Below are 25,521 nucleotides of genomic sequence, written 5' to 3'. Positions count from 1 at the left end.
CAATTACATTCGGCGCGTCATGGATTGTCTGCTGGGAACGCATTCTTCAATGGCCTGTTGTAAAACGTCGCGCTGCTCAGCCGCACGCTGATCTGCTTCCAGATACATGTTCATAGTACCCACGGCTTGGCTGTAGCTCTGACCACCGAACATTCGATCCTCAACACGTGCAGCGTTCATAACATCGACAGATTGTCCGTCTTCATCTTTAATGGTTGGGTCTGCACCATTCCGAACCAGGAGCTCCTGGCACTTTCCACAGTCTGTGTGGTGCAGTGGCGTCAACCCATAGGCGCCTTGACGATTGATATCAGCGCCTGCATCAATCAACAAGCTCACTACTTCAATGTCGTTGATATGCGCAGCAATGTGCAGTGGCGTATCGCCATCCGCGTCCTGGGTGTTGACATCCGCACCGGCCGCAATGAGTTCTCGCACAATATTACGAGACTCATACCAAATCGAAGCTGACAATAAAGAAACGCCATGGGCATTCAGCACATTAAGATCAAGACCTTCCCCGATCATCTTTTGGATAGCACCCACATCATCTTGCTTGATTGCCAGGTCAAGACGATGCTCCAAATATTGAAGCTGTTTGAAGTAATAGTTTCATCATCATTCATTGCGAACCCCCTATTTGATTGATATTTCACCAATCAAACAGAGGGTTCAAAATTGTCAAGCATGAAAATCAAATATCATGATTTTTTGGTCTACATGCGCCGCTTGACTGGTGCAGGCTCAGCTTCCAGCCCCACTGCTTCCGCCAGTAATTTCCGCTGATGTTCAGAAACAATGCTGGGAGCCCGCTCAATCAGATCACGCCAAACCAATTTTCGATCCCGGTAGATCATGTACTCATCTGGCGTTTTTTTCCCGTATTCCGGGCTTTTAATGGTTGGATCGGCGCCAAATTGAACAAGCATTTCCTGCATTCGGCGCGACTTTGCGCAATACAGCAAGGTGCTATCAATAGTTAAGCCCAGTCGCACCATTCGTTTAAGCAACACTCTCGCGTAATCGTACGAGTCTAATTCAACAACAGTCTCTTGAATACTGCCCCATGCTCCTAGCTGGTTTGGGCATGAGAATTCAACCAAATCTTTGAACACATCAAACTCATTGGCCCTGTATGCAACAATCAACGGATGTCGATCCAACCACTGTCCATCCCTGTCTCGTAAATCAAACCTGAGTTGGTATTCTTTGAGAATATAGCGGGCGATTGCTACTTTTCCGTCGTAGATCAACATGGACAAAAGAGGATAGCCATTTCCCATCACCATGTTGACATCTGCCCCCTTACTTACAAGCAACTTCGCCATAGCCGCTGAATTGGCACACAGAAGCGGACATTTCACGGTGTCATGCACTTGACTGGGATTGGCTCCCCCTGCCAATAGAGTCCTGGCAATAGCAATTTTGTCGTTTCTCACTGCCACACACAGCGGCGTGTACCCGTCTCCATCAACTGCACTGTGGTCAGCTCCTGCGTCAAGCAGCAACTGCACAAGTTCAATTCGTTCATCCTGCACTGCCGAATGAAGGGGACTTGCATGCTTGGCTTCGTATTCCGTCAGTTCCCACGAACGGCTAACCCCAATGCTGGGATCCGCACCGTGCACAATCAGCACTTTTGCAAAATCGTACGCGCCATCTTTGATGCACTCGTGCAACAAAGTTGTGTTTTTGTGCCCCTGGTCTGTGACGCTGCCCCCCAAGTGATAGTTGATGTTGACGCAGACTGAAACGATCTTTGTGAAGTCCTCAAGGCTTTTTCGCAGATATGCTTCCCGCGCGCAGTACACACCCATCGATTTTCCATAAAACCCCCTTTCTGGTTGCGATATATCCACACAACCACGGAAGCCAATATTGTCAATACCTTTTGTTGTACTTTGCAGTAACAAGCCCCAAGCCACTTTAAGAGTGGGATACAATCCAAATAAAAAAGCCCGCTTTCGCGGGCTTGTTTTTACACACTTCGATTCACTGACGATTACGTTCAATATCAATTACGTACAAATCGACTGATGCCATCCTTGCCTATAAAGAAAATTTGACTGATAGATGCCATGTACACATCATCGTCAGCATAGATGTGCCCCGCCCCGGCATCACAGTTGAGAATGATGGCAGCGTTGCGTCCGGTGACAACGCGGCCACTGGTGGCAACAGACCAGTCTTGATTTCCACTGAGTCGCATTGCATAGCGCACGCGGATATAGGCGTTTACGGCGTCCAGCTGCCCGCCTTTAAATCCAATTTTTGCGACTGACAGCGCCAGCTCCAAGGCTTGTGGCAGCTGCTCGTTGGCTATTCCATCGATCACAGCCAAATTGTTTGCAACAACACCAAGTTGATCGTGACCAATATTATTGATTAGATCCAACAGGCGCGGAAAATCTTGGCATTTACTCTTCGGCTCGCCTTCCTGGGTGATTTCTTTAACAGTTCGCGTGCGTGCGTCAACGTAATGGATTGAAAGTGGAACGTAGTCCAAATCGAACGTCAGACGCTCATCTTCTTCCAGTGGCTCGTCTCCAAAGAAAACAACATGATTGCTCATTGCAAACGAATGGATGATGCCTTCCGGGGACTTAGAAGCGGCCACATTTGAGAATGGATTTGAGTCATCTACCACTCGTCCATTTTGTTTGTAAAGCAAATCCCGTCCAGCGCAGATGGCAGCAATAGCACAGCGTCGAAGATCGTTCGGATCTATGTCAACGTGACGACTTTGATAGATACCCTTTACAACAGCTTCTAGCAACTTATCGTCTGACTCAGCGAACACTGACCCAGCTTGAATTCGCGCCTCTCTTATTGTGTTCGGACGTCTGTATGAGTCTGCGCTGGCTTTCATGCGCTCCATAAAAGAAAACGCACGATCATCATTGCCATCTTCCGCGTTTTGCAGTTGCTTTTTGAACTCTGAAAACTTGGAAATTAGCTCTTCTGCCATCGATGGCGCATCGTCCGTATACTCAGATGGGGCACCATGCTCTTCATTCCATTTTTCCAGATAGTCCTCGTACGACTTGTACAGGCAAACTGAAAAATCCTCATATGAAATGACGGCGTACCTCCCTTTCTTCGGTATATCGACTTCAATTTCAGCTAGTTCAGAGTGACGCATCGTGAACGCCACAATGTTTCCATTTTCCGGGTCAACCATCCCAATGATACCCGCGTTTTGATTGAGTACCGGCCGCCCATTATCGGAGTTCGCCCACGACAAGAAGATATTTCTCGATTTGCAAATAAGCCACACATATCGCTCAACGAAATTCTCACGCAAAAGAACATCATCTTGTGTTAGCTCGCCTGAATCGATCATCTGAGATACAGTTTGCATATCTCGACGCGCACTGCTGCCGCCATTCTCGATATATTCCTTAAACTGATTGGCAATATCATCGATGGTCATCATGCCACACCTCCCCCTTACGAATTATTTTCAATTTTAGAATTGCACCCTTGCTTGCGACATACGCACTTCAAGGGAGTGCAGTGGCTTCACTTGGACTTGCCACACATCGCCAGTTGTTAATTATAACTTTCAGCGTAGAATTCAATCCGCACTCACACCCACACAAGGAAATGACCGTGCAACCATAACTTTACAAGGAAAAATAGTTATGGACCTATACTCAACTCTAATTCTCATCTCAGTAATGGCAATTTACGGACCCGTTGAAAATCTCAAAATCATACTTAAGATAGTCAAAGAAATCGGAAAAATCATTGGTTGATTGGAAAACTATCGGCACTGGCAAGCAGCCCAATGGACGCATTGGACTGTTGCTCTGATGACCTACAAAGCAGCTCGACAACCCAAAGTTAAAGTGCTGGATCTGCCTCATTCCGCGTCACGGCGAGAACTTCACCCGTCCGGCCATCCACAATGCCGACGGCAATCAGGTCACCCAGCACCACCGATTTCTCAATGGCAAAGCTCCCAGGGCTGTCCATCATAGCGGCATGAACATCGGTTCCTTGAGCCAGATATGGGCTTCGCAGCCTGTACTGGAACACCAACATTGCGTGTGGCTTTACGTCTCGCGCCTGGTTCGGATCCATGAGCACGGACATTGCCTTTGACCCATACGCGCTTTTGAAGCGGTGGTAAGGAAGCTTTCGGTGAAATGCGTCCATCTGCTCGCTGGTGAAGCCAACGGATGCTGCTTTTCCAGTGGCATGTAACCCATCCACGCTGACACCCAAAGCATTGGTCATCACTCGGTCGGAAACCACGCTGTCCCATTCATCGGAGACAACATCCCTCACAGTGATCCGCCCATGAGCCGTACGGAAAATGCGGGTGCCGGAGGCAGCTTCCACATTGGCCCACAAAACTTGGGCATCGGCGTCGTAGTCGAAAAACTTTTGGTCGGCGATTGGCGATACACACAATTGCCCGCCCTGCACTTGTGCCGGGAGAGTTGCAAGAAATGCCTTTACGTTCGCTGCGTGTTGCTCCGATGTCTGGAATTCATCCTTCGTCGGCGCCGCCTCCAGCAGTGCGGCAACTTCCAATGTGGGATGCGTCCCAACCACGGCCCCAACAGTCAACACGCATGGCGAAGCAAGCGGAGATACACTCGCCCAAAGATTGGCACACGCGGCCATTGCTGCAACACCGAAAATCCATTTCATGAAAAGCCCCTGTCGTGGTCGTTCGCGCCTGCCTACATCTGTAAGCCAGACATCATGAGGGTTGGTGCCACCTCATTGGGCAACCAGTATCTCACTCCAACGTGTCGTAAAGGAACGCGACAGATGCTCCTGCCGCATGGCCCATGCGGGGGTACTGTCCGGCGCTGCACTGGACGACGCGAAGGACACGCTGCCGCGCCCAAATTTGTGGTTGGCCGCGTCCAGTACCTTCATCAAGGCTTCGTTTTTGGGGTTGCGCACTGGGGCGAACAGGTCCGCTTGCTGGATGTGTTCGGCGCTGAGATCCACCAGCCCTACCCCGGCCTTCTTCCACGCAACGTTGGGGCGGTACATCGCTGCCGTTGCTGCCTGAACTGCTCCCAAAATAGTTCGTGTGTCGGATGTCGGCGCAACCAGGCGGACTGTGCGAGACGGGTGGTATTGGGGGGTGTTCCCAAACGGATTGGTGTGGAAGAACACCCACACCCCGTGCGCTTTGAGATGGCGGGCGCGCAACTTCTCGGCGGCACGCTGAGCGAAGGTGGCCACCGCTTGTGCCAGGTCGTCGTGGCTGCGGATTTCACTGCCGAATGAGCGGGACACCACGATCTGCTGTCGTTCGGGCTCTTCGTCCTGCAGCTCGGCGCATCGCACGCCATTGAGTTCGGTTTGCGTGCGCACCAACACCACCCCGTAGCGGTCCTGGATGGCTCGCGGATCGGCGGAGATGAGATCCGCTGCTGTGTGGATCCCTTCGGCCGTAAGGCGCGCAGCAAACTTCCTCCCAACGCCCCACACGTCACCGATGGGGAACGCGCCCAGGTCTTTGCGGCGAACGTTCCAGACCCCATGCGGTGTGCGCTTGGCAATCTTGTTCGCCATTTTTGCCAACGTTTTGGTGGGTCCAATTCCCACACAACACGGCACCCCCACCCATTGCAGGATCCGCGCACGCGCTTCAATGGCAACCGCCCGCCTCTCCTGGGCGCGGATCCCGTCAAAGGACACGAAGCTCTCATCGATCGAGTACACCTCCACCTGTGGAAACAGGTCGGTCAGGATCGTGGCAATGCGTCCGGAGATGTCGCCATACAAGGCAAAGTTGGGTGAGCGAAACGCGATTTGCTTGCGGATGTGTGCCGGGATTTGATGGATGGGTTGTCCCATGGTCACGCCCAGCGCTTTGGCTTCCTCACTGCGGGCAATGGCGCACCCATCGTTGTTGGACATCACAACGACAGGAACACCGCGCAACTTGGGGTCAAATACGCGCTCAACGGAACAGTAGAAGTTGTTCCCATCCACCAAGCCGATCAATGGTTGCGCAACAGACATCACATCCTTCTTTTCGGCTTAGGGGCGTCATCTTGAGTCAGGCCGGCATCGGCAAGTGCTTGGGTGATATTTGCAGCGTCACGCTCGGCGATACGGCGTTCGCCTTCATCGATTTCCGAATTGATATACCGAACATCATCGTTGCTCTCATCATCATTGCAGTCGCGTGATGGACGTTCCACACAAACACCCCATTCGATCAAGTCCGAAATCAGACCGTGACTGTAGTTAAAACTATAGAAAAATGATTTTGGATTTACGGGCGATCCACCACCGAATTTGCACCCATTCTTATGCATGATACGAAGAGCGGAATGTACGCCCCTTCCCCTTAATCCATGGCGGCGTGAAAGCAATGGAAAATAGTTCAGTTGGTGAAGTACCACTGCACAATCCACAGACCTACTCCGATGAATGATGGTTGCAACCAGATGTTCCATCTCCGGACAACAACTGTAGGCTTCGCACAATTCAACAAGAAGTTGCTCAATGTCCCCACACCCATCCAAAACACCCGAATTAACCAGTTCAATTGATGTATCTACATCACGGTTATTCACGGCATTCTCAATAAATGCAACTCGTATTTCATCAAAATTTTCAACGAACGATGCCGACATCTTAAGGATATCCGACCTTTCGTTATTGAAGTGCGAGTTATAGAGATAGGCGCAGCCAAATACATTCGCCGCCTCTTCCGGCTTGGCTGACAAGTACAACGCGGCCTCTCTCATATTTCCATCAACAACGACTTCAAGCAATCGCGGCTCAAAATAATGACGCAAAGAAATAATAAACGCGAGCCTCCTTATGAACTTAGATTTCAGGATGAATGATTTTAATGCGCGGATAATTTCCATATTGAACCCCTGCCTGCCTTGAATACATTCAAGCAAACACAGAAGCCGATATTGTCAAGCTCAGTCACATCCTTCTTTTCGGCTTCGGGGTGTCATCTTGCGTCAAGCCGGCGTCGGCAAGCGCCGTGGTGATATTGGCGGCTTGTCGTTCGTTGTTACGTCGTTCGCCTTCAAGCATTTCATTAACAATGGACTGCAATATCGGCTTGTATTTTGATTTGCTTTCTTGAATGAATTGACTGGATAGGTAGTAGTTCTCGGGATCTTCAATGCGAAGCCCCCACGCCAGCCAATCGGAAATCACGCCAGGCTCGAAGTCGTCATGGTCTATTACACTCAACAAAAATGGCGCGACCGTAACTGGCTCGCAGCCTGGGAAATCATATCCATTATTCTGCATTATCTTGGACAACCTGTGCACTGACGCCATATTGCCCAGTCCCATGTACAGCATCCGCCCAAAATCCAATGATGGCCGGTGCCGAATGATCGCAGCCAGCAGATCCGCCATGCGCGGGTGGCAATCGATATGCGTGGATAGATCAACAAGAAGTCTTTCACAGTTGCCGCGATTGCCTAAAACGCCCTGCTTCACCATCTCAATAGCCGTAATAACATCAAGATTGCCGACTGCGTTCACAACGAATAAATCATGAATGAGCGGGAAGTCGGCAACATATTTTGCAGAAACCCTCAAAAAATCCGACCGGGAGATCGTGGTTTTTTCCGTAAAACGCACGGCGCAATTAAACACGCGCGTCGCGTCGTAGCGGTAGACAGACAAGTAGTCATCTGTTTTTTCTAAATCCCCCTCCAACACAAGATCAACAAGAGATTCACGATACCCCAATAGAACCAAAGAATTTCTCATTTCGTCAGCGCCACTATCACGCACGCAATCTTCTACGGTAGGAACATCTTCTACTGCCACAGGCAATGCCTTGACCGGCTCAACAGCTGCCCGTATGAATAGCGCCTTAATCTTTTGAAAAATCACCATATAAAACCCCCTTATTTGCCTTGAATACATTCAAGCAAACACAGGAGCCAATATTGTCAAGCGTGCCGGGTAAACGACCACGTGACCACGCCCCACACATCCAATTCAATGTCGGGCGGCACGATGATGGGCGGGATGTCTTCTGCGGACGAATGCAATTCAAAGTGGCCGCGCCTCTGTACCAACTTCTTCACGGTGAACCCACCTTCCCAGTTCACCATCACGATGTCCCCGCTCCTGGGCGTGCGCGAGCGATCGACAATCAAGGTGTCCCCAGGCTGGATCCCAAAGCCCACCATTGAGGTGCCGGTGTCGGCCTGGGCAAAGAAGGTAGCCACAGGGTTGGAGATGCAGTGCTGGTTGAGGTCCAGCCCGTCGCCAGCGCCGTAGAAGTCCTCAGCGGGGCTTGGGAAGCCACAGGTCACGCGTACCGGCAGCATAGGGTGCGCGGCCTCTGGCGGCTGCTGGTGGGCCTTTGTGGGACTATTGGTGCTGTCCATGGCTGCGGTCGCTGGTGGGCCGGCCATAGTACAGCCATCGTTAGCAACATTACTAACGGCTTGCGCTGAACGCCTTCACATCCGCCCGACCGGAAGCCCGGTCACTCGGGCAGCAGGCATAGAGTGCGTAGAGTGACATCCAGCACGTTGGATATAAGACTCCGACCGCACAGACGGCTATGATCGAAATTTACAACCGACATTATTAGACACGAACGTGGGACGAAAAACCGTGCAGACAGGCAATTTGGCGCGCCAACTATTCATGGCAAACAAATGTATTGGATGACGATATGCAATCAAAACTAGAAAGCGACGACTTCAAATCACTCATGCATGATTACGAAAGATCGATGCAGGAACGTGGCGGCCAGCCATTTGAAGAAAAAAACATTGAGTCTGCTTGCAGAGAACTTTTGCAGCTGCACAACCACTCACCATCCGCCCTAGCTAATTATTTGGCGGACACTCAGTTGAACTTGGCGCAGCCCAACGAATTAACCGAAGCACTACGCAATCACTCAAGAAATCTCAACACATTGATATGCAACCTATTCAATGCAAGCGCAATGGAGACATCCATCCTAAAGTTCCCACCAAACGAACACCTAATAACGACCCGTGACCTGCCAACCGTACTTGCTGATGATAAAACGCACTCACTTGTCGCGCGCCTGACAGATGATTTCCTCCCCGGCATGATTGCCCAGCAAATCGCGCAACTGGGTTTTTACCAAGAACACCTACTGGAACACGACCTACTAGACCCGCGCTTTGGTGAGATATATCAAAAAGCCAGTGAGACAGGCGACATAAATGAGGCCGACACCAAATATTGCAAAAGTGCCATTGAAACCTCCTTGCGCACGCATCACAACCAATCGCCATTTTTCACCAAAGATAATTTAGCATCTTGCAACTTCGACGCCTGGGGGTTGCACGAAAGCGTTTTGCACGTCTATAGCATCACCCCGCAATATGATTTTACAAGCACCCGCATAAAAACCGAAAAAGCCATTCAGGAAATGGCGAGCGCAATTGAAGGGAACAAGCCAGCAAAGATTTCTGATTTCAAGATAACGACCTTGTGTTCAACGATCTTCAACAGCGACCGTCGAAACGTGCACCCACTAAAATCATCCGTCGATCAACTTCTAAAGGACGGAGTTGCGTCAACACTGGACTACAACGCCCTCAAGTTCGTAGAGGTAGACACGGAGGTTTTACATATCATCGCAACCACACCCAAAAGCCTGTACAAAAAACTCCAAGGAAAGATGTACGTCGGGTTCCACTCTGATAAATCCCCTGATATCATACTCAAAGATTTGGAAACCCAAATTGCTTCCAGTGTCGGCAGGCTGGCTCGGGCCGCCTCCTTAGCCAAACAGCTAATTTCCAGCAAATCACTATCGCATGAAGCCTGCTCCGCGCTTGGCAGGCTGATTGCATCAATGGCTCAATCCATCGAGCTTGCACTTGCCGCATCAAAAAGACATCGGCTTGACAATAACCAGCTCAATGAATTGGTATTTGTAATTCAGGCAGATCTATCATGCATCCAGACAACATTGATCGACAACAATCACCAATTAAGTAATAAGCAAAAATGGAAAAGCCCTGCAATGCAGGGCTTAGTTTGATGTCCAGGTGGCTGCTTTGGGCCGGCCGCAGTGCAGCGATCGTTGGACGCCATGACCCTCTACGCGCCCGATCACTCAGTGTCGAACAGGTGCGCGCTGTAAGGCTTCTGCGCGCACAGTGCGGCAAAGACTTTGACCATGATGTCCCCCAGTGCCGGCAGGGACACTGCCCGTTCGTACGCGGCGTAGACAGCTTGGTCGTACCTCAACAGAAGATCCGTATCCCCATCGGCCACGGCCTTGATGGCGCGCGAATAAACCGTGTGATCGAACCACAGCGCTTTGGCGTAGAGCAACAGCGTTTCACGGTTACGTTTAGCTTGGGCTTCCAGTTCGTAGTTGCGATCCATATAGTCAAAATCAGCAACTCCATCCACCTTGAACTCCTTGTTCAAGATTTCAACAACCCGGACCTTGCCTTGCTCCAACTGCGGACTTTTTTGGAGCAGCAAAGGCGGACAGCGGCCACTGGCGGTCTTGATCTGCGTTGATCGAAGCGTGTCATGAAAAGCGGAAGCGATAATCCACTTGTCGATATCATCGATCAATTTTTCATCCATGCGCATGGATTGAACTTTCTGATCGACAATCTCTTGGTCGCCGGAAAGATCAGCATAAGCCGACTTCTTTGCCTGCAACACACACCACAACTGAATGACCTCTTCCGCCTGTCGCGGCCCTTCGCGCAACAGGCATCGCTCCCAACCTTCAGCAGAGATCCGATGACGGGTCTCCTCTTCAATGTCCAGCGTTTGGTTCATCATGGAACGCCGTTGGATATCAGCAGTCCGCGCGCGCGACCGCAGCACGAACAACTTGACCTGGGTATCCATGTCCGGGGAATGCGGCATATCCTTACTCCTTCAAGTTTGATCCATCATCCGAACGGCAAAGAATTATTCGGGCAACCGCGCCCTGTAGGGAGCAAGCTTCACAAAGCCGTCCTGCTCCAAGCCTACAATTTTGGACGTAAGCGCGTACTGATTGAGATAGATCTTCACTGGTAGATCTTGAACGGTGGCCCACGGGCGGGCATAACCGTAGGCCACAGCGTCCTTCTCACCGTCTGTGCGGAACTCAAGGCGTTCGTGGCGGTAGTGCAGGCCAACGACCTCGGCGTCGTCGCTTCCCCCAAAAGCAACGATCAACTCGCGCTCGGAGCCGGCAGACAGTGCCTTGAAGTCATCCAGCGAGAACGGCGGCAGTTCGTCAAACCACTTCACACGTCGTTGCTCGCGGCTCAGAAGCACGCGATCCGCAACTGCATCTACCACCTGTCGAAGTGCTGCGATGTCCCTGCCATGCTGGGCGGACTGCTCACGCAGCTCGCGGATCACCTGATCCCTGGACGCCACGACTTTGAACAAGACAACCAGCACAAGAACAAGAAGCAAGAAACCAATGTATCCAGCCATAGCGCCCCCTCCCTAGAGGATGTCAGTCTAGCGGCTTAGTGGGCGAAGTCTGTAGCCCCCGATATGATGACAACGCTCCTATGAGCAACAGTGGACAGGGACCATGCAGTGAACACAGATGACCTCACCGACAGGCAATTGCTCGATCTTCATTGCGCCGTGATGGACGCTTTGCGGCAGCGGGGAGTCATACGCTCAGCGAACAACCCTGTGGCAGACTACACAGAGACACTGGTGGCGCGCGCACTCAATGCCACGCTGGCGGCGGGTTCCCAGGCAGGATTTGATGCTGTCGGACCTGACGGAACGCGGTATCAGATTAAAGGCAGGCGACTAACCGCAGCCAATAAAAGTACGCAGTTGAGCGCGTTGAGGAACTTGGCGTCCAACCCCTTCGATCAACTTGCCGCAGTGGTTTTCAACAGCAATCTGCACGTTGAATACGCCGCGCTCATTCCACTGGACGTGGTGAAAAGGGTTGGCCGCTACCGTGTACACACGAACGCGCACACGCTTCACTTTCGCCGAAAACTTCTCAGCGAACCTGATGTGGTGGACATAACAGACCTCATCCACAAAGCTTACGAAAAGCCAATCACCCCTCGATCCTTCACTTGACCACAAAGGGCTTCTTGATTGAAGACGGCCCCAAGCTCCTAAGATCACCATTATTGGTGTTAGAACTGGTGGATGCCGAAGTTTGCTGGCCGGTCAGATCGAACACTTTCAAAATCATTCCAGTACGAACATTGATGACAGCCAACTTCTTGAGGGATGCGGTTACCAGTGTTTGTTTTTCTTCCGACTCAAAGGGCCAATCAATTTTCGGGAACTCATACTCAGAGTGGTTACCCACATACGGGCGAACCACACCGTACAAGTACACTACGTCAATATCATCCTTTTGAGCGCGTGCATCAGCACCACTCATTTCCACATCAGCTCTCAGTGAAAACTCCTTGTATGAAAGCCCTGGAAGCTCCCCGGCGTCCACCACTGATTGCTTATCAAAGGCCACGTAATAGGCGTCGCGTTTCTTCTTTGTAACTGACAAGGAAACACCATAGGCGTTGTTTGCGTCGTAGACGCTTCTGTGAACGTTTCTCTCCCCACCGTAGACTTTGGCGATATCGTGGTATTTCTCGCCATCAAACCATCGGCTGCTGTACGTACCAAGTGTGCGCACCCGAAGAACTTGTGCGTCCGCGTCGAAGTCATCCGTCAAACGCGCACCAGCACTGATTACACATAGATGACCGTCACGCAAAGCAGACGGCTTCGTGGACAGCACGTTCTCCGTGCGCGCCTTGAATTCATCGTTGGTTTCGTACTGATCTTTAGGCGGCACATTCCCAATCGCCGCAGCCACAGCCATGACCGAGTGTCCCTTGAAGTTGGGACCGAGCCTCATCCCCTCCTCCAACACGCAACTTTGTGTCAAAGGCATGTACCCTCCGGCTGAGCCTTGGGCATTGGACTTGGGCGCACCAAAACAAAGGGGAATTACAGCCATGCCGATGCACAAGAGTACAAAACGCTTAAACATTGGAACTCCTCAATATACAGCCTCTCACAAGAGACTGCGCTTAAGAGAAAAATTAACCAAAGATGAGATAGGCAATCCCAACAGTGACCGCCCCAATGACAAAGTAGCGCCAGAACGTGGCGCGCTGAGTGCGCTGACCTTCGGCAACGAACTGATTGATGGTAGTTCGGCGGAATGCGTGCATTGAATGGGCAATCATCAACACCGCCGCGAGGTAAGACTGGTCGCTATCGAAGCTTGATTTGTATTTCATATCTCTCAGGAGCAGGTTGACCACACCCACGCAGATTGCTTTTGATTTGGCGTCGTTGACCTGCTGCATCGAAAGCATCGTAAATGCGTGCGCAGCGTCTGCCGTGTCCCTGAAGCTGTAGTTGAACTCCCCGCGATTGAACGAAAGCGCCACACCATTCAATCGACCAGCGAAATACTCAGCAAAAGCTTGATTGTAGGTCCGCACAAACACCTGACTGGCGGCGAACGCGGACGCGACAGTTTCACCGTCAGCGCCAGGGTCATTGGCCTTATCCATCAAGGGTCGCAGCCGCACAAGATCCAGCGCCATATCCGGCGTCAGCTTCATATCGTCATCCTTGAGGTTGAAGGCACGCATGATAGCCAGAAAAACGGGACTTTGACAGGTGGTATCAGTGTGAATCCCCTGACAGCAACCCACCCCCAAGCAAGAACAAAAAAAACACTGTAAACCCTAAGCTCTCATGGTCACATCCGTCGCCACCGTGAGACGGCTTGGGGCTCATCCCGCTGGATGTTCAAGGCATCCTGCAATGCTTCCTTCTGAGCGCGGTTTTGAAGCAGTGTTACCACCCCTTCACCGTTGGCACCTTCGTCGTGCGACTTGCCCTGTGTTGTGTGCTTGCTGTGCTGTCTTGCCACATCCAAAACCGTCATCCCTTGGTTGTTCTGGATGGACACCGTAGCGCCCTGGTCAATCAAGGTTCGTACAACGTCGTCTTGTTCTGCTTTCGCTGCGAAGTGGAGAGCGGTGTTGCCGTTCTTGTCCACGGCGTTGATGTCGGCGCCGGCCTCGATCATCTTTGACACCAACTCTGCCCGCTGTGAGCGTTCGCACATCACCCGATCCCACTGATTGATTGGTCCGCAGGCCAGAAAATGCAACGGCGTGAGGTTGTCGTGGTTGGCAATGGTGGGATCGGCGCCAGCTTCCAACAACACTCTCACGCAATCCAACTGCTCAAACCGCGCACAGTAGTTCAGGACACTCATGCCGGTGTTGGAAACCGCGTTGATATCGGCACCCATGGCGATCAGCAGTGCTGTGTTCTCCACGTCCCCTTCCGCCGTAGACCAACACAACACACCCTGTCCGTCGTTGCTCACAGCATTGATTTCGGCGCCCGCGTCAACCAGTGCCTCAATGAACTCTGAGGGCCGACGTGCTTCCAGCGCCGAAAGAAGCGGCGTGACACCGTTGTTGTCTGCTTGGTTGATGTCCGCCCCGCCCTCCAAAAGAGCCTGGACACGGGGCATGCGGCAGATGGATTTTTCCTTCGACAAATTGATCTGCAAAGGGGTCTGGCCGTTCACGTCACCCAAGTTGGGGTCAGCACCATTTGCGATGAGTTCGGCAATCGCCTCGGGGTGGCGTGCGTAGTGCAACGGTGTGCGTTTGTTGACCTCGCGGACGTTGGGGTCCAACCCAGCGTTGACTAAGGCAGTCACGACACCGGGCTCGTAAAACTTACCATCGACCGCGCGGTGCAATGCAGTGCTTTGTGTTATGCCACTGCGCTCCTGAATATTGCGACCCGACGCAATAACCTGTTGGACATCTTTTAAATTTGATCCGATATACATAACACCCCCTAACCGTTGTTTGACTGTATTCAGCAAAACAATTTAATGAATATTGTCAAGTCCCAGTGCATTTGATGATAGAATGGAAGCACCATTCATGCAGGGGGCAATATGTTTGTGACTGCGGATTTGTCGATATTTCGTGCGCGCCACATTCGGCTGGACGGGCTGTGTAAATTTGTTTTCCACAACCGTTACTCAGACGACCGCCCCTACTTCGACATACGAGAAGTGTACGATCTGCGTTTAGATGATGTCCCAAAGCAACTGACCGACAATCCCAAAGGGGTATTGACTAGTGCTTCCAATTATTACGAAAGCGCGTACACACTGGCGTTGGGCGGACACTATGAGGCGATAACGAAGCTTGCGAACCCAGCTACGGACGCCGGCAATGACGTTGCATCATTGGTGTTGCTGAAACTGATTGCTCGTTTCAACTACGCTCTTGCTGTTATTGGATCACGCACGGTTCAAGATTTGGCCTTTTACGCCAACAGCAAGGATCCAAACTACGTGCTGCTGCGCATAGACAGTCACGTGGTGAATCTGTACCACACGCTGGAAGACGGCTCCGGGGAGCATGTCATCCCGTTCCTGGCCTTCTCCATGAACCCCACATCGATTTTTGAAAGTCATGTTCTGCGGGGCGATATCACACACGAGAACATCGAGTTTGTGATGTCGGAAGCCGGCGTTGATGCAACTCTTGCGCGGCTTAAAGACGTGGTGGAAACGATCACCAACACCGTCAACGACAATCACCGCAAAGTTTGGGATGAATTCTTTTCTTTGTACGACGAAAAGTATGGCAAGTCACTGTTCTTTGAAAGCATGAGCAACCAGTTGGGAATTGCAAGGTCGCTTCTTGAGATATGCTATAACGAACCGCGCAAATAAGAGAAAAGCCCGCTTCGGCGGGCTTTTTTTATCGGGTGGGCGGCAATGCGCCTGGGTAGCGTCGGGCGATCACTTCGTTGAGCTTGTCCACAAGATCAGGCCGTTTGAATACAACGTGGGCGTTTCTGTTCTTGTAGAACGTGACATCCATGTACTCTGAGAACACTTCGGGGCTTGATGCTGAGCGTCTGAAATCAGGATGCGGCTTGCCGTCGAACATGTGAAACGCACGGATCATGTCTTGCACAACGTCTCTTGCAATGAAGTAAGACCAACTGTCTATGCACTGCAAGATGATTTTCTGTCCAAAGCGCACGGGCAGGTGGCTTTTGTAGTCCCACGATAGCCCTTCAAACACCCCGACAATGCCGTCTTCAAACATGCTTGCTCGTGCGTCGTACAGTTGGGCGAACGTGGCAACAACATTGTCGTAGTTGAACTCTGGCACTGTGTTCTCATAGAACGCCCTACCCCACTCAACACGTTTTTTATGGCACATGAAGTCTTTCAGGCCCGTCTCGCGCATGATTGTTGACCAACCGTTTTCAGTGAGGGCTTTGGCATGCGATTTTCGCGCATCTTGCAAGCAGTCGAAGTGGCGGAAGTTCAGTTGACCCAGGGCGTTGCGCATCGCGCCGCCCACATTCATTTCGTCCGCTTCACGCAGCGCGCTTTCAATCGTCGCCATGAGCGCTTCAAACTTCTCCTTCGCCTGCTGGTGCCGCGCCAACTCTTTTTGTATTGAAATGGATTTAATTACCTCGTTCATTGTTACCCCCTTGCTTGAATGATGTTCCATCCAAGCACAGAAGCCAACATTGTCAAGGCAAAAAAAGCCCGCCGAAGCGGGCTTTTCTTTTATGCCGGATCAGTACGTCACCGTAAAGGTCACACTTGCGGTGTAAGTCCCTTCGGCCAACGACTTGTAGTAGCCATAGTATGCGTCGCGCTGACCAAATTCATACGCCAGCGGAATGGCTTGGTGGGCACCCGTTCCAACACCAGACAGCGCCAAGCCATTGGCGTCGGTACCGAATTTCGGGACGGAACGGGTGCCCGACCCTCGGTACAATGTTACGGGGTACTCGCGCGCCGATGTGGCGGATGTAGCCATAACCTGTCCGTTTGCATCTGTGGAAGCTTCCACAATGTAGGGCAAATCTTCGCTGCACAAGACTCCTAAGTTGTCGTCCCAACCTTCCCCGGCAACGTCAACCACGTCCGACTGGTTAACGGTGTCAGTGACAGACAAGTAGATATCACATGTTGCAGCCACGGAGAACGAAAAGTTCATCGTTGCGGATTTGGAAGCGGCGAACGAGGATCCGGATGCCAGTAAGGCAACGGCGGCCGTAGAAGCAAGAATTAGTGTTTTTTTCATTGTTTATTTCTCCTTATAAGTTGATTGTTTTGTTTGATCGGCGTGCGATTAGTACACCACCGTAAAAGTCACACTGCCTGTGTAAGTGCCAGGGGCCAGCACTTTATCGATGTAGCCAAAAGTCCAACCAAATGGAATGGCCTGATACGCCCCTGTCCCCACGGCGGCATGCGCCAGTCCATTGGCGTCCGTACCAAAATAGTTGCTGCTCGATGGATCGGTTCCACGTGTGAACGTCACTGGGTATTGGCGTGCGGAGGTGGCCGATGTTGCAATGACCTGTCCGTTTGCATCTGTGGAAGCTTCCACAATGTAGGGCAAATCTTCGCTGCACAACACGCCAAGATTGTCTTCAAAGCGTCCACCTGTGTAATAGCCGCCTGTTGCTGCTGTTTCCAACGTGTCTTGTTCAAGTGATATTTCGCATGTAGCCGCGACAGAAATTGAGAAGTTCATGGTTGTGGATTTTGTTGCGGCGAACGTGGAACCCGAAACCAGTAAGGCTGCGGCTGTTGCTGCGGTTAATAGTGCTGTTTTCATTTACTCTCCTTTTTTAGTGATTGAAGTGTTGCATCATGGTTAGAAAAACATAAAACATCATATTGTCAATGCCCAAACTAATAGTTCAGATCCAGACGCACAGAACTGCTGTAAACACCAGCAGCTTTGTAGCGAACCGACGTGGACAACACACTTCGGAATTCAATCGTGACCAGCAGTGGCGCGTCGGCAACATCGATGGACACCTCATCAATCAACGGCTCTCCGGATAGCGCCGCCGACAATGGGATTTCGTGGTTGCTCGCCGATCGCAAAACCATTTGACTTGAGTCAATTTGCAATGTGGCGGCGGTGGGTTCGTCGCATTCGATGACGTATTGCACGTTCACGCCTCCGTCCTGATCCAAGACCGCAAAGTCTTGATTGGGGGTGATCGAACAGTCCGCCCAGGCGGTGCCTGAGAACAAAAGCAACGCAATAAGAAGCGCTTTCATAAAACCTCCTTGCATTCCAAAATTGGTTTGTCCAGTTCCCCCGACTGAGGGATGGTGATGGCGCATGTGGAACCGTCTTTTTCAATGGTGAGTACGTCACCAGCGATGGGCGCTTCCAGCACCAACACCCCTCGCATCCCAACAACGGTTTGCTTGCCCACGACATTGGCCATATCGATCGGAACCCCATTGCGCACCACCACGTACTCCCGCGTGGTGTTGCTCAGAACGTCGAACTGCAGCTTTGTCCCGCCCCCACGCGGAGCCACGGCTTTCTTGCTCAGGCTGTCCAGTTGCACACCGAACGGAAGACTCAAAGCGTCCACCGTCACTGTTTGATCGAACAATGCGGAGACGTTGGGGACCACGGCCACGCCTAAGGCGTTGGTGGTGACGCTTTTGCCCGTGAGTTGAACGCGTGCGTTGGGCATGTTGGGAACGCGAATGAGCGCGTACGATCCAAACGGCCTGGACGTTGGCAGTACACCGCCCTCCCCGATCCACACCCCACCGTTGGCTCCAAACACAGTGCTGGTTGTGCTGTTTTGCAGCAGCAACGTGGACATCGGCAGATCCCAGCGCCCCGCCACATAGTGATTGCCGGCGCTTGCGCTTGCGTTCCACGTCAGCCGGCGGTTTTTCAGTGTGGTGGAACCGTTGGCTTGTCCAAACCATTCGCCATCGTTGCGATTGACACTGGCCGAGCCGGATCCAAATTGGTAGCGGAAACCAACGTTCAATGTTGTGTCGCGCAGCGATAAGTCGTGCTGCGCAAATGCAGACAGTTCGGCGCGGGAGTTCAACTGCCAGCGCGACTGTGCGGTAAGCAACTGAGTGGAACGGTTGGAATAGCGCACATCGCTGTAGTTCAATGCTGCGCTGAAATTATTTTGGCGGTAGGCCACGCCCAAGGTGGTTTGCGACTCAAGCGCAAAGCGGGAGCGTTCGCGGTTGAAGTTCCAATAGTCGTCGGTGACATGAGTGTGCGAAGCGGACCACGACAAGCCGTTGGTGCGCCGCTCGTATCCAACCGTGGCGGCCATGCCGTCCCCGCTTGTTGCGATATCAAACGTTGCAGCGCCCCAGCGCCCAAAGCTCCAAAGATTGCCCCACATGGCCGACTGACCCTTGGCCGTGCCCTGGAACGCAGCCGTTGTGGTCCAGCGGTCAGACATGCCGCGTGCGTACACCGCGTTCCACGCCACGTCAGCGTAGTCGTTGCCCAACCCTCCGTTGCGCATCAAACCGGCCGAGACTTCCCATTCGCTGCGGCCTTTGGCAAGCGCTTTGGGTGTGCTGTAGAACTGCCGTGTTGTCCAGTATTCGCGGCCCAATTCGTCGCGAACCACCATAGAGACTGTGCTTAAGCCGATCGGCGCATTGAGGCTTGCGAACTGGTACGGCCCAGGCTGGAATTGCTGTTGGGACGAACGCACACTGTTGACAAAGACTTCGGCTGTGGAGCGCGTGTCGGCCACCCCGTTGAATGTCGGGACTGGATAAAATGCGTCGTTACTCAACGATCGATCGGTGCCCACGCGAACCCCCAGCATGTTGCGCGAGCCCAGCAATGCGCCGTTGGGCGTGGCGTTGATGACATCACCGATCTGCACGCGAGTCTGAGAGGCATACAGATCCTTACTCCACGTCGTTAAAGAGCGTTCGTGGCTCAGTCCGTTGCTGTCGTCGTTGAGTTGTCCGGCACCATAGAACGTTCCACCCAGGACGTTGGATCTAATGTCGTACGAAAACGACTGTGTGAAGCCGTACGTATCGCTGTCTTGCGCACGGTAGTCGTACCCCAGCATCACCCCTTTGGGCGAAGGACCAATGTCCGTACGCATGCGCGAGGCGGGGTTGTAGTTGCGCGCCGGCAAATACTTTGCGGGCACAAGGATGTTGTAGCTTTGATTGGCTGGATCGTACTGAACATCCGCGTTCAAATCGGATGGCGACACCACGTCGCGCTCGGACAACGATGCGGGCAACTGAATTCCCCATTGCGCCCAACGCTCTTTGGCAATGAGCAACTGCCCATCGTCGCGAACGTGCAGTTCTTCAACGTCGCTTTTGAGCGACCCATTGATTGATACAGCGGCGATGGTTGCGTCTGAGGCCCAAGTGGTTTGTCCAAAGCAGACAGCCATCGCCAAGGCGATGACCGATCTTTTCATTTGATGTCCTGGCGTTGTCCGTTGACTTCAACCGACACCACGCCGTGCGGGAAATTCGCAAGCGCGAACTTGCGTGTTTCACCGGGCAGGACATAGCCCAGCAAGCCACTGCGGGTTGCGGATCCCGATGACGGCGACACCAAACGTGCAGATGCGTCACCCGTGTTGGTCACCTCAAATTGATCCGCAACCCAACGACCTGTGAGATTGGCCTTGGCCGATGGCGAACGCCAAATCCACGCCAGGTCTTGCTTGACCAATTTGATTAACCCAACCTCCCCAGGTGTGGGAAGTTCGGCCACGCTCACGCGGAAAAATTCTTCACGTCCAACTTGGTCGGACTTGATGTAACGAATGGATTGGGTGGCGCCCTTTTTCACCGTAACAATCGACGGCGCAAAACGAATTTTCTCCGATGGCCCTCTGCGGGACACACCGCCTTCAACGGTCAGTTCGTCAACAGTGATCTGATACGAACGATCAGGACCATCGTTGGATATCGTCAACACCCCGCTTTTCTCCCCTGCGGTGTTGACTTTGAAAACCGGACCAACAGATGCGGCCGATGACACCAACGGAACAAGTGCTAAAGATAAAGCCACAACAATGCTTTTAATCATCAAATCCTCCTATAAAATTATGTATACATTGAGCTAAACATAAGACTGAACATTGTCAATACGTTTTATTTAGATCCATCGGTGGCGCGCAAATTTCCGTAGTCCAAAGTGACCTTGAATGGCCCTGTGTTGGCGTAACACTGCTGGCGGTCGCACCACAACGGCATCTCTTCGGGGTCGAACTGTTCGGTGTTGCGCTCGACGGAAACTGATATCGGCAAGCCACCCACACCGTCGCAAAAAGCGCTGCCGCAATCGGGCTGCTCGTATGTGTCACAGCGCAGGAACTCGGCGGCTGACCCTGAGACGAATGCACAGGTTTGCTTGACCGAAAGGACCGCGCCCAGGTCGGCGTTCTGAGATTGGACGCCAAGAGCCAACAGTGGGACTGCGGTCAATCCAAAGAATAGATTTTTCATATGTGTCTCCTTTTCAAGTTGATTAGTGTTCGTTGTCCAAAGGGCTGGTCCGCCCCAGGAGAACGTTGAAGAACATCGCCAAGCGGCTGGGTGGTTTGCTGGCTGGCGCTGTGGGCGGGGCCGCAGATGGGCTGGGGTGCGTGGATATGAAGTCGTTGCAGGGCTCCAGCTCGCTCCAATCGATCTTTTCCAGATCGTCTTTGGTTGGAGCGGTTGCAAGGTTGCCGTCTTTTTTTTCTTGCTCGCGAACATTCAAACCGGCAAACGAGTTGAGATGGCCGTATTGCGCGGCAACGTCAATTGATGTGTACCCCTCCTTGTCTTTGATCGTTGGCGTGCCACCCACAGCCACCAGCCGTTCGACAAGCTCTTTGTCGTCGTACAAAGCACAGCACCAATGCAAGACGGTCATGCCTCTGGCGTCGGACCCAGCCAGGTTGCACTTGTGGATCAAACACAGATCAATGATTTCTTTGGCACGTGCCAGTGCAGCAATTTGCTCGTCTGAGTCCACGTCGGGGCGATCCCCAACGATGGAAGTGAACATGTCAAACACCGCCGCCAGTACGGCATTGGAAAACGAGCTTGGCCCCATACGCACTTCATTGGCGTCCGCCGATGCGATCGGTACGTGTCCAGCCAAACCCAGCCACTTCACGGATTGCATGTTGTCCAGTGGCAGAACGTCTGTGAGCAGTGCGGCGCTTTTGTCCAGCACAGTGCACGTGTCGTGTGGAGCCACCTCGTTGGCCGGCACCCGCAATTGAGCATGCCAAACGTTCAATTCTGTCTTCAACACAGGCGTCGGGTCCGCGTTGTTCTTTAAAGCGCTGCGCACGCCATTTGGATCCACAGCCAAGATTGCATTGATGAATTTTTGCGTCTCGTGTTTGTTGAATTTTTTATCCATACGACTCCTTAGTAAGTGACTACAGTGACGATCCGCTCATCGGATCCTTCCGGGGTTTTGATCGCAATTTTTTCCTTGGCGACGGTGGGTTCGCGCATTCCTGTCGTGCATTTTTGAATGCCGTGATCGGTCAATACGCACGACTCAACGATGGTCATTGACACCACAAAACGTCCACGCACCTCTTCGGCGACCGACAACAGCGGAGCCAATAAAATGAATATTGCAATGAGTGGTTTCATAATTCATCCCCTGTTTTATTTAATCAAACACATATCCGAATATTGTCAATACCTTTTATTGAGATGTTGCCAAATCGGGCAAGCGATTGAAGCCCGCAGGGGCGCGACAGTGGCGCGCGTCGTAGACCATATGCGCGGTCCGCAAAGCGGATGACCCAATAAAAAAGCCCCGAAACGGGGCTTATTCAAGAACAACCGACCAAACTAGCTATTGCAGATTTTTCCGCAAGATATAGCGCACAAGAGAAGCTTTGCTGATACCAAAATCACTCGCCAATTGTTCAACCTTGCTGACAACCGGCTTGGCGTCGGATATAAACCCAATGCCCTCGCTACGCACGTTATCCAAATGATTTTTATTTAAAGGCTTAGGCTTCTGTGGCTCACAGCCCAAGTTCAAGAACTCATCCCGATCAAAATCAGGGTTCTCGACAAAATCCCAAATAAATTCGCGCAACGTTCCCGTCATCGTTTTATCAAGCTTTGTCGCACGTGCATCCAGACGCGCGTAATACTTAGCCGTCTCATAGAACATTGCATACCCGCAGGTCTTTGGAACCCAATTGCCCGACGGCTTAACCCGATGATTTCTCTGTTTCGATTTACTCATTGACCCTCCCAACCTTAGTTTCTATCAATTCCAACTTGGTGAAGAGCTTCCGCCTCCCCGTCCATCCTACCATCTTCATATAGCGCCGATTTAACTCGCCCTTGAGCAAATAATCATGAACCCCCTTTGACTGCCAAAACAGTTCTCCCGAAGCATGCTCCCATAAATAATATGTTTTTCGCACCATAGATACCCTCATCTGTTTATTCATACAAACACAAACGCAAACAAAGTCAAGACGTTTTATTGAAATCAAATCTTGCGACCAACACCAGACCTCCCCTGTGCGCTTGACAGTGCATTGCAAATATTTTCCCGTTGCTTTTCACGCTGTGCGTCGATGTACTCACTTAACAATGCAACGACATCTTTGCATCCAACAATTTGAGCAACATGCAATGTGGACTCCACTTCATACAGAGAAACCGGTTTGTCGCTGTTCAAAATACGTCCCATAAGTTCCACCACCTGGGGCGCAACCTCGCCCGTTAAAAACCCCTCTTTACACATAAGCCACAGTACGTTTTGCGGCATTTCCTCACCAGCGTTGATGAGCGCCCCAACCAACACATGCAAATTATCGGGTCCAAAGTGGATCATCGACCCAATGGCGTGTTCGCAAATGCGAGGCGCACGGCCTGGAAAATCCTCACAAGCCACGCGCACATACCAGCGCAAAGCGTCAAGGTTGTCTGAGTGCGTTGAAATAGCTTTTGACAACAGTATTTCGTTTTTCTCCAAATGTGAGTAGTTCATTGACCCTCCTACAGATCAATCCGACCAAATAATTCAATGAGTGAGAACGCCGTGCCCACGGCCGCAACACCGAGCCCGACAAACAGTGATGGCAGCGTGGCGCCGCGAATGGGGAGGAATTGAACGCAAGCAATGCACGCTCCGCACGTCCAACTAAACGCTATTTTCATCGCGCCCAGGGTGATCCACACCCCCCACATATCAAGGCAGTAGAACAAACAAATTCGGGTTACACAGATCAGCACCAGCCACGGAACCGTTGAAAACGCCACCATCAATACAGACGATTTCCAATTGCGCTTCACACCGTAACGAATGGCTGCAATGAAGTAGAACGCAAAGGCCGCAAGCGACAAAGCGTTGACCACCACCAGATCCATCCACCCGAACATTGTTTACCGCCCTGCTGCGTGTTGAAGATTGCCCACCGCTGTTTCAATGGTGTCGATTTTTTCAAACGCCGCTCCGGCGAAGTGAAGCACGAACAGAGGCAATCCGACATACAAGATGTACTTCGCCAATAGTTTTTTCATATAGTTCATATGAGACTCCTTTTGTTGATTTGTATTTTGACTAAAACACACAAACCAACATTGTCAATACCTTTTGTTGAGACAATAAAAACCCCCACAATGTGGGGGTCTGTTGGACTGAGTTCTTAAAGCGCGATGTGTGTGGGCTTCCCAGCCTTCAACAACTCCTGCCCCTCGGGGCTTGCTTCAAAATCCACAAGCACTTGAGGCTTTCGCCCGCGTCCACGGTAGTGGAACTGGCTCCCCTGGGCGTTGGCCAGCTTATGCGTGGGAGCGCCCCCACGGACAGCGCGACTGACATGAGCCTTGTGCTTGGTGTGGACAAACCCAACCATACGCGCCACTTGCGAACGCTGCTCGCTGGTCAGTACATCGATGTATTTTGTTAGCCCAGCGGTGAGGCTTTCAAAGAACTTGCCAGCTTCCTTCGTGCGCTCTTTGAGCAACTTTTCTTGAAGCGCCTCTTGGTGCTTGATGGCGTCGGCAAGCTGCTTTTCAATCTCAGAGACAACAGTGCTCATTGGTGATCCTTTATCCCCTGCCCGATGCAGTGAATTGAATCTATTCAATCAATACCAATTTAGCTAGCTGACAAATGATCTTTTGTCCGGCCGTTAAGCTTCTGGATTCATTGCAACAAAAAAGCCCCCATTGGGGGCTTGATTGATATGTCAAAGCGAGCTAATTGGAGCGTCTGGTATCGGAACGACACGTACATCCCGACCACTGCCGCTGATGAGGACACTTTGGCCTTGGCGCACGCTGACATCCGCATCCTGGACAATAGAGATGACTTCAGAACGTCCACGGCGGTCCTGTGTGCGGATCACGATTTCATAGCCTTTGTGCCCGCTTACAGCGCGCTGTGTGGCGCCTCCAATCAACGCCCCACCGGCTGCACCAACCACACGTGCAACATTGCGTGTGTCGCGGTTCTTGCGGCTTGTGCGGTCACCGATCGCGGTTCCTACCGCACCACCAACAAACGTTCCGGTGTTCACCTTAGAGCGGTCTTCAATCCGCACCTCACGAACCATGAGAACCACCCCCTCTTGGATGTTTCGTTGGGACAACGCCTGATCGCGTCCGAAATTCTGCGATGAAGTCTTGGATCCAGCCACTGCAACTCCCGACATTAAACTTAAAGCCACCGCAATTGAAATTAAAGTTGTGCGCATACA

The 25,521-nt window shown here is 51.9% G+C and carries 31 protein-coding genes; 3 read left to right on the top strand and 28 right to left on the bottom strand.

What is annotated here, in order from left to right:
* Positions 1–3 precede the first annotated feature (3 nt).
* From HGB51_RS12935 to HGB51_RS12900, 8 genes are all read right to left on the bottom strand, one after another.
* Positions 4–585, bottom strand: a complete 582-nt coding sequence (locus HGB51_RS12935; RefSeq protein WP_084738836.1) for an ankyrin repeat domain-containing protein — start codon at positions 583–585, stop codon at positions 4–6.
* A gap of 131 nt (positions 586–716) precedes the next feature.
* Entirely contained in the window at positions 717–2,012 is a 1,296-nt protein-coding gene (locus HGB51_RS12930; RefSeq protein WP_141739023.1) for an ankyrin repeat domain-containing protein, read from the bottom strand.
* A gap of 2 nt (positions 2,013–2,014) precedes the next feature.
* Positions 2,015–3,436, bottom strand: coding sequence for a hypothetical protein (locus tag HGB51_RS12925; RefSeq protein WP_141739024.1), 1,422 nt, complete (start codon positions 3,434–3,436; stop codon positions 2,015–2,017).
* A gap of 410 nt (positions 3,437–3,846) precedes the next feature.
* Positions 3,847–4,662: a hypothetical protein gene (locus HGB51_RS12920; protein ID WP_141739025.1), complete on the bottom strand. Its 816-nt coding sequence runs from the start codon at positions 4,660–4,662 to the stop codon at positions 3,847–3,849.
* A 72-nt stretch (positions 4,663–4,734) separates the two neighbouring features.
* Complete coding sequence (locus HGB51_RS12915; protein WP_070206739.1) at positions 4,735–5,997, bottom strand: Y-family DNA polymerase; 1,263 nt, start codon at positions 5,995–5,997, stop codon at positions 4,735–4,737.
* On the bottom strand, positions 5,997–6,857 hold the full coding sequence (locus HGB51_RS12910; protein WP_141739026.1) for a hypothetical protein: 861 nt from the start codon (positions 6,855–6,857) through the stop codon (positions 5,997–5,999). The genes HGB51_RS12915 and HGB51_RS12910 overlap by 1 nt, the downstream gene beginning before the upstream one ends.
* Positions 6,858–6,921: 64 nt before the next feature.
* Entirely contained in the window at positions 6,922–7,857 is a 936-nt protein-coding gene (locus tag HGB51_RS12905; protein ID WP_141739027.1) for a hypothetical protein, read from the bottom strand.
* A 56-nt stretch (positions 7,858–7,913) separates the two neighbouring features.
* Entirely contained in the window at positions 7,914–8,357 is a 444-nt protein-coding gene (locus HGB51_RS12900) for a LexA family protein (protein ID WP_070206741.1), read from the bottom strand.
* Positions 8,358–8,650: 293 nt separating this feature from the next.
* Between HGB51_RS12900 and HGB51_RS12895 the strand changes: the two genes are divergently transcribed.
* Positions 8,651–10,000, top strand: coding sequence for a hypothetical protein (locus HGB51_RS12895; protein ID WP_141739028.1), 1,350 nt, complete (start codon positions 8,651–8,653; stop codon positions 9,998–10,000).
* Between the two features lie 71 nt (positions 10,001–10,071).
* Here HGB51_RS12895 and HGB51_RS12890 read toward each other — a convergent pair whose 3' ends face one another.
* Both HGB51_RS12890 and HGB51_RS12885 read right to left on the bottom strand, forming a co-directional pair.
* Positions 10,072–10,851 (bottom strand): hypothetical protein, encoded by a 780-nt coding sequence (locus tag HGB51_RS12890; protein ID WP_141739029.1) that lies wholly within the window; start codon positions 10,849–10,851, stop codon positions 10,072–10,074.
* A gap of 45 nt (positions 10,852–10,896) precedes the next feature.
* Positions 10,897–11,415 (bottom strand): hypothetical protein, encoded by a 519-nt coding sequence (locus tag HGB51_RS12885; protein WP_070206743.1) that lies wholly within the window; start codon positions 11,413–11,415, stop codon positions 10,897–10,899.
* Positions 11,416–11,523: 108 nt separating this feature from the next.
* On the opposite strand from HGB51_RS12885, the gene HGB51_RS12880 reads away from it, so the two are divergent.
* Complete coding sequence (locus tag HGB51_RS12880; RefSeq protein ID WP_141739030.1) at positions 11,524–12,033, top strand: hypothetical protein; 510 nt, start codon at positions 11,524–11,526, stop codon at positions 12,031–12,033.
* Here the strand turns inward: HGB51_RS12880 and HGB51_RS12875 are convergent.
* The 3 genes from HGB51_RS12875 to HGB51_RS12865 all read right to left on the bottom strand — a co-directional run bounded on the left by HGB51_RS12875 (position 12,026) and on the right by HGB51_RS12865 (position 14,800).
* The gene (locus HGB51_RS12875; protein WP_141739031.1) at positions 12,026–12,961 is read right to left on the bottom strand and encodes a hypothetical protein; all 936 of its coding nucleotides are present in this window, start codon (positions 12,959–12,961) and stop codon (positions 12,026–12,028) included. The genes HGB51_RS12880 and HGB51_RS12875 overlap by 8 nt on opposite strands.
* A gap of 52 nt (positions 12,962–13,013) precedes the next feature.
* A complete protein-coding gene (locus HGB51_RS12870; protein WP_171966851.1) occupies positions 13,014–13,544 on the bottom strand; it encodes a hypothetical protein in 531 nt (176 codons plus the stop codon).
* A gap of 140 nt (positions 13,545–13,684) precedes the next feature.
* Complete coding sequence (locus tag HGB51_RS12865; protein ID WP_084738838.1) at positions 13,685–14,800, bottom strand: ankyrin repeat domain-containing protein; 1,116 nt, start codon at positions 14,798–14,800, stop codon at positions 13,685–13,687.
* Positions 14,801–14,911: 111 nt separating this feature from the next.
* Between HGB51_RS12865 and HGB51_RS12860 the strand changes: the two genes are divergently transcribed.
* A complete protein-coding gene (locus HGB51_RS12860; protein ID WP_070206747.1) occupies positions 14,912–15,700 on the top strand; it encodes a hypothetical protein in 789 nt (262 codons plus the stop codon).
* A gap of 28 nt (positions 15,701–15,728) precedes the next feature.
* Here HGB51_RS12860 and HGB51_RS12855 read toward each other — a convergent pair whose 3' ends face one another.
* The 15 genes from HGB51_RS12855 to HGB51_RS12785 form a co-directional block, all read right to left on the bottom strand.
* A complete protein-coding gene (locus HGB51_RS12855) occupies positions 15,729–16,469 on the bottom strand; it encodes a DUF4942 domain-containing protein (RefSeq protein WP_070206748.1) in 741 nt (246 codons plus the stop codon).
* 99 nt (positions 16,470–16,568) lie between these two features.
* Complete coding sequence (locus tag HGB51_RS12850) at positions 16,569–17,081, bottom strand: Csu type fimbrial protein (protein WP_141739032.1); 513 nt, start codon at positions 17,079–17,081, stop codon at positions 16,569–16,571.
* Positions 17,082–17,129: 48 nt separating this feature from the next.
* Positions 17,130–17,621, bottom strand: a complete 492-nt coding sequence (locus tag HGB51_RS12845; RefSeq protein WP_141739033.1) for a hypothetical protein — start codon at positions 17,619–17,621, stop codon at positions 17,130–17,132.
* Between the two features lie 77 nt (positions 17,622–17,698).
* Positions 17,699–18,076 (bottom strand): hypothetical protein, encoded by a 378-nt coding sequence (locus tag HGB51_RS12840; protein ID WP_070206750.1) that lies wholly within the window; start codon positions 18,074–18,076, stop codon positions 17,699–17,701.
* Positions 18,073–20,250, bottom strand: a complete 2,178-nt coding sequence (locus HGB51_RS12835; RefSeq protein ID WP_070206751.1) for a fimbria/pilus outer membrane usher protein — start codon at positions 20,248–20,250, stop codon at positions 18,073–18,075. The genes HGB51_RS12840 and HGB51_RS12835 overlap by 4 nt, the downstream gene beginning before the upstream one ends.
* Positions 20,247–20,870, bottom strand: coding sequence for a fimbrial biogenesis chaperone (locus HGB51_RS12830; protein ID WP_141739034.1), 624 nt, complete (start codon positions 20,868–20,870; stop codon positions 20,247–20,249). The genes HGB51_RS12835 and HGB51_RS12830 overlap by 4 nt, the downstream gene beginning before the upstream one ends.
* 65 nt (positions 20,871–20,935) lie before the next feature.
* Complete coding sequence (locus HGB51_RS12825) at positions 20,936–21,289, bottom strand: hypothetical protein (RefSeq protein WP_070206752.1); 354 nt, start codon at positions 21,287–21,289, stop codon at positions 20,936–20,938.
* 22 nt (positions 21,290–21,311) lie between these two features.
* Positions 21,312–22,199: an ankyrin repeat domain-containing protein gene (locus HGB51_RS12820; protein WP_070206753.1), complete on the bottom strand. Its 888-nt coding sequence runs from the start codon at positions 22,197–22,199 to the stop codon at positions 21,312–21,314.
* A gap of 8 nt (positions 22,200–22,207) precedes the next feature.
* A complete protein-coding gene (locus tag HGB51_RS12815) occupies positions 22,208–22,441 on the bottom strand; it encodes a hypothetical protein (protein ID WP_141739035.1) in 234 nt (77 codons plus the stop codon).
* Between the two features lie 208 nt (positions 22,442–22,649).
* Positions 22,650–23,051 (bottom strand): hypothetical protein, encoded by a 402-nt coding sequence (locus tag HGB51_RS12810; protein ID WP_171966850.1) that lies wholly within the window; start codon positions 23,049–23,051, stop codon positions 22,650–22,652.
* 252 nt (positions 23,052–23,303) lie between these two features.
* The gene (locus HGB51_RS12805) at positions 23,304–23,807 is read right to left on the bottom strand and encodes a hypothetical protein (protein ID WP_141739256.1); all 504 of its coding nucleotides are present in this window, start codon (positions 23,805–23,807) and stop codon (positions 23,304–23,306) included.
* 8 nt (positions 23,808–23,815) lie between these two features.
* Positions 23,816–24,187 carry a hypothetical protein gene (locus HGB51_RS12800; RefSeq protein ID WP_141739257.1) on the bottom strand — a complete coding sequence of 124 codons (372 nt, stop codon included), beginning with the start codon at positions 24,185–24,187 and terminating at the stop codon, positions 23,816–23,818.
* Between the two features lie 15 nt (positions 24,188–24,202).
* Positions 24,203–24,349, bottom strand: a complete 147-nt coding sequence (locus tag HGB51_RS12795; RefSeq protein ID WP_171966849.1) for a hypothetical protein — start codon at positions 24,347–24,349, stop codon at positions 24,203–24,205.
* A gap of 116 nt (positions 24,350–24,465) precedes the next feature.
* Complete coding sequence (locus HGB51_RS12790) at positions 24,466–24,861, bottom strand: hypothetical protein (RefSeq protein ID WP_070209631.1); 396 nt, start codon at positions 24,859–24,861, stop codon at positions 24,466–24,468.
* A 150-nt stretch (positions 24,862–25,011) separates the two neighbouring features.
* Positions 25,012–25,518, bottom strand: a complete 507-nt coding sequence (locus HGB51_RS12785) for an outer membrane lipoprotein (RefSeq protein WP_141739258.1) — start codon at positions 25,516–25,518, stop codon at positions 25,012–25,014.
* Between the last annotated feature and the right edge of the window lie 3 nt (positions 25,519–25,521).

The organism is Stenotrophomonas bentonitica (assembly GCF_013185915.1).
Lineage (GTDB): Bacteria > Pseudomonadota > Gammaproteobacteria > Xanthomonadales > Xanthomonadaceae > Stenotrophomonas > Stenotrophomonas bentonitica.
Note: the sequence above shows the minus strand (reverse complement) of the source record. Positions and strands in the feature narration are given on the sequence as shown.

What these genes read in the sequence shown, in the direction of transcription:
- HGB51_RS12925 (WP_141739024.1), bottom strand. Translation starts at nt 3,436, where the DNA reads ATGATGACCATCGATGATATTGCCAATCAGTTTAAGGAATATATCGAG.
- HGB51_RS12920 (WP_141739025.1), bottom strand. Translation starts at nt 4,662, where the DNA reads ATGAAATGGATTTTCGGTGTTGCAGCAATGGCCGCGTGTGCCAATCTT.
- HGB51_RS12915 (WP_070206739.1), bottom strand. Translation starts at nt 5,997, where the DNA reads ATGTCTGTTGCGCAACCATTGATCGGCTTGGTGGATGGGAACAACTTC.
- HGB51_RS12910 (WP_141739026.1), bottom strand. Translation starts at nt 6,857, where the DNA reads ATGGAAATTATCCGCGCATTAAAATCATTCATCCTGAAATCTAAGTTC.
- HGB51_RS12905 (WP_141739027.1), bottom strand. Translation starts at nt 7,857, where the DNA reads ATGGTGATTTTTCAAAAGATTAAGGCGCTATTCATACGGGCAGCTGTT.
- HGB51_RS12900 (WP_070206741.1), bottom strand. Translation starts at nt 8,357, where the DNA reads ATGGACAGCACCAATAGTCCCACAAAGGCCCACCAGCAGCCGCCAGAG.
- HGB51_RS12895 (WP_141739028.1), top strand. Translation starts at nt 8,651, where the DNA reads ATGCAATCAAAACTAGAAAGCGACGACTTCAAATCACTCATGCATGAT.
- HGB51_RS12890 (WP_141739029.1), bottom strand. Translation starts at nt 10,851, where the DNA reads ATGCCGCATTCCCCGGACATGGATACCCAGGTCAAGTTGTTCGTGCTG.
- HGB51_RS12885 (WP_070206743.1), bottom strand. Translation starts at nt 11,415, where the DNA reads ATGGCTGGATACATTGGTTTCTTGCTTCTTGTTCTTGTGCTGGTTGTC.
- HGB51_RS12875 (WP_141739031.1), bottom strand. Translation starts at nt 12,961, where the DNA reads ATGTTTAAGCGTTTTGTACTCTTGTGCATCGGCATGGCTGTAATTCCC.
- HGB51_RS12870 (WP_171966851.1), bottom strand. Translation starts at nt 13,544, where the DNA reads ATGAAGCTGACGCCGGATATGGCGCTGGATCTTGTGCGGCTGCGACCC.
- HGB51_RS12865 (WP_084738838.1), bottom strand. Translation starts at nt 14,800, where the DNA reads ATGTATATCGGATCAAATTTAAAAGATGTCCAACAGGTTATTGCGTCG.
- HGB51_RS12860 (WP_070206747.1), top strand. Translation starts at nt 14,912, where the DNA reads ATGTTTGTGACTGCGGATTTGTCGATATTTCGTGCGCGCCACATTCGG.
- HGB51_RS12855 (WP_070206748.1), bottom strand. Translation starts at nt 16,469, where the DNA reads ATGAACGAGGTAATTAAATCCATTTCAATACAAAAAGAGTTGGCGCGG.
- HGB51_RS12850 (WP_141739032.1), bottom strand. Translation starts at nt 17,081, where the DNA reads ATGAAAAAAACACTAATTCTTGCTTCTACGGCCGCCGTTGCCTTACTG.
- HGB51_RS12845 (WP_141739033.1), bottom strand. Translation starts at nt 17,621, where the DNA reads ATGAAAACAGCACTATTAACCGCAGCAACAGCCGCAGCCTTACTGGTT.
- HGB51_RS12840 (WP_070206750.1), bottom strand. Translation starts at nt 18,076, where the DNA reads ATGAAAGCGCTTCTTATTGCGTTGCTTTTGTTCTCAGGCACCGCCTGG.
- HGB51_RS12835 (WP_070206751.1), bottom strand. Translation starts at nt 20,250, where the DNA reads ATGAAAAGATCGGTCATCGCCTTGGCGATGGCTGTCTGCTTTGGACAA.
- HGB51_RS12830 (WP_141739034.1), bottom strand. Translation starts at nt 20,870, where the DNA reads ATGATTAAAAGCATTGTTGTGGCTTTATCTTTAGCACTTGTTCCGTTG.
- HGB51_RS12825 (WP_070206752.1), bottom strand. Translation starts at nt 21,289, where the DNA reads ATGAAAAATCTATTCTTTGGATTGACCGCAGTCCCACTGTTGGCTCTT.
- HGB51_RS12820 (WP_070206753.1), bottom strand. Translation starts at nt 22,199, where the DNA reads ATGGATAAAAAATTCAACAAACACGAGACGCAAAAATTCATCAATGCA.
- HGB51_RS12815 (WP_141739035.1), bottom strand. Translation starts at nt 22,441, where the DNA reads ATGAAACCACTCATTGCAATATTCATTTTATTGGCTCCGCTGTTGTCG.
- HGB51_RS12810 (WP_171966850.1), bottom strand. Translation starts at nt 23,051, where the DNA reads ATGAGTAAATCGAAACAGAGAAATCATCGGGTTAAGCCGTCGGGCAAT.
- HGB51_RS12805 (WP_141739256.1), bottom strand. Translation starts at nt 23,807, where the DNA reads ATGAACTACTCACATTTGGAGAAAAACGAAATACTGTTGTCAAAAGCT.
- HGB51_RS12800 (WP_141739257.1), bottom strand. Translation starts at nt 24,187, where the DNA reads ATGGATCTGGTGGTGGTCAACGCTTTGTCGCTTGCGGCCTTTGCGTTC.
- HGB51_RS12795 (WP_171966849.1), bottom strand. Translation starts at nt 24,349, where the DNA reads ATGAACTATATGAAAAAACTATTGGCGAAGTACATCTTGTATGTCGGA.
- HGB51_RS12790 (WP_070209631.1), bottom strand. Translation starts at nt 24,861, where the DNA reads ATGAGCACTGTTGTCTCTGAGATTGAAAAGCAGCTTGCCGACGCCATC.
- HGB51_RS12785 (WP_141739258.1), bottom strand. Translation starts at nt 25,518, where the DNA reads ATGCGCACAACTTTAATTTCAATTGCGGTGGCTTTAAGTTTAATGTCG.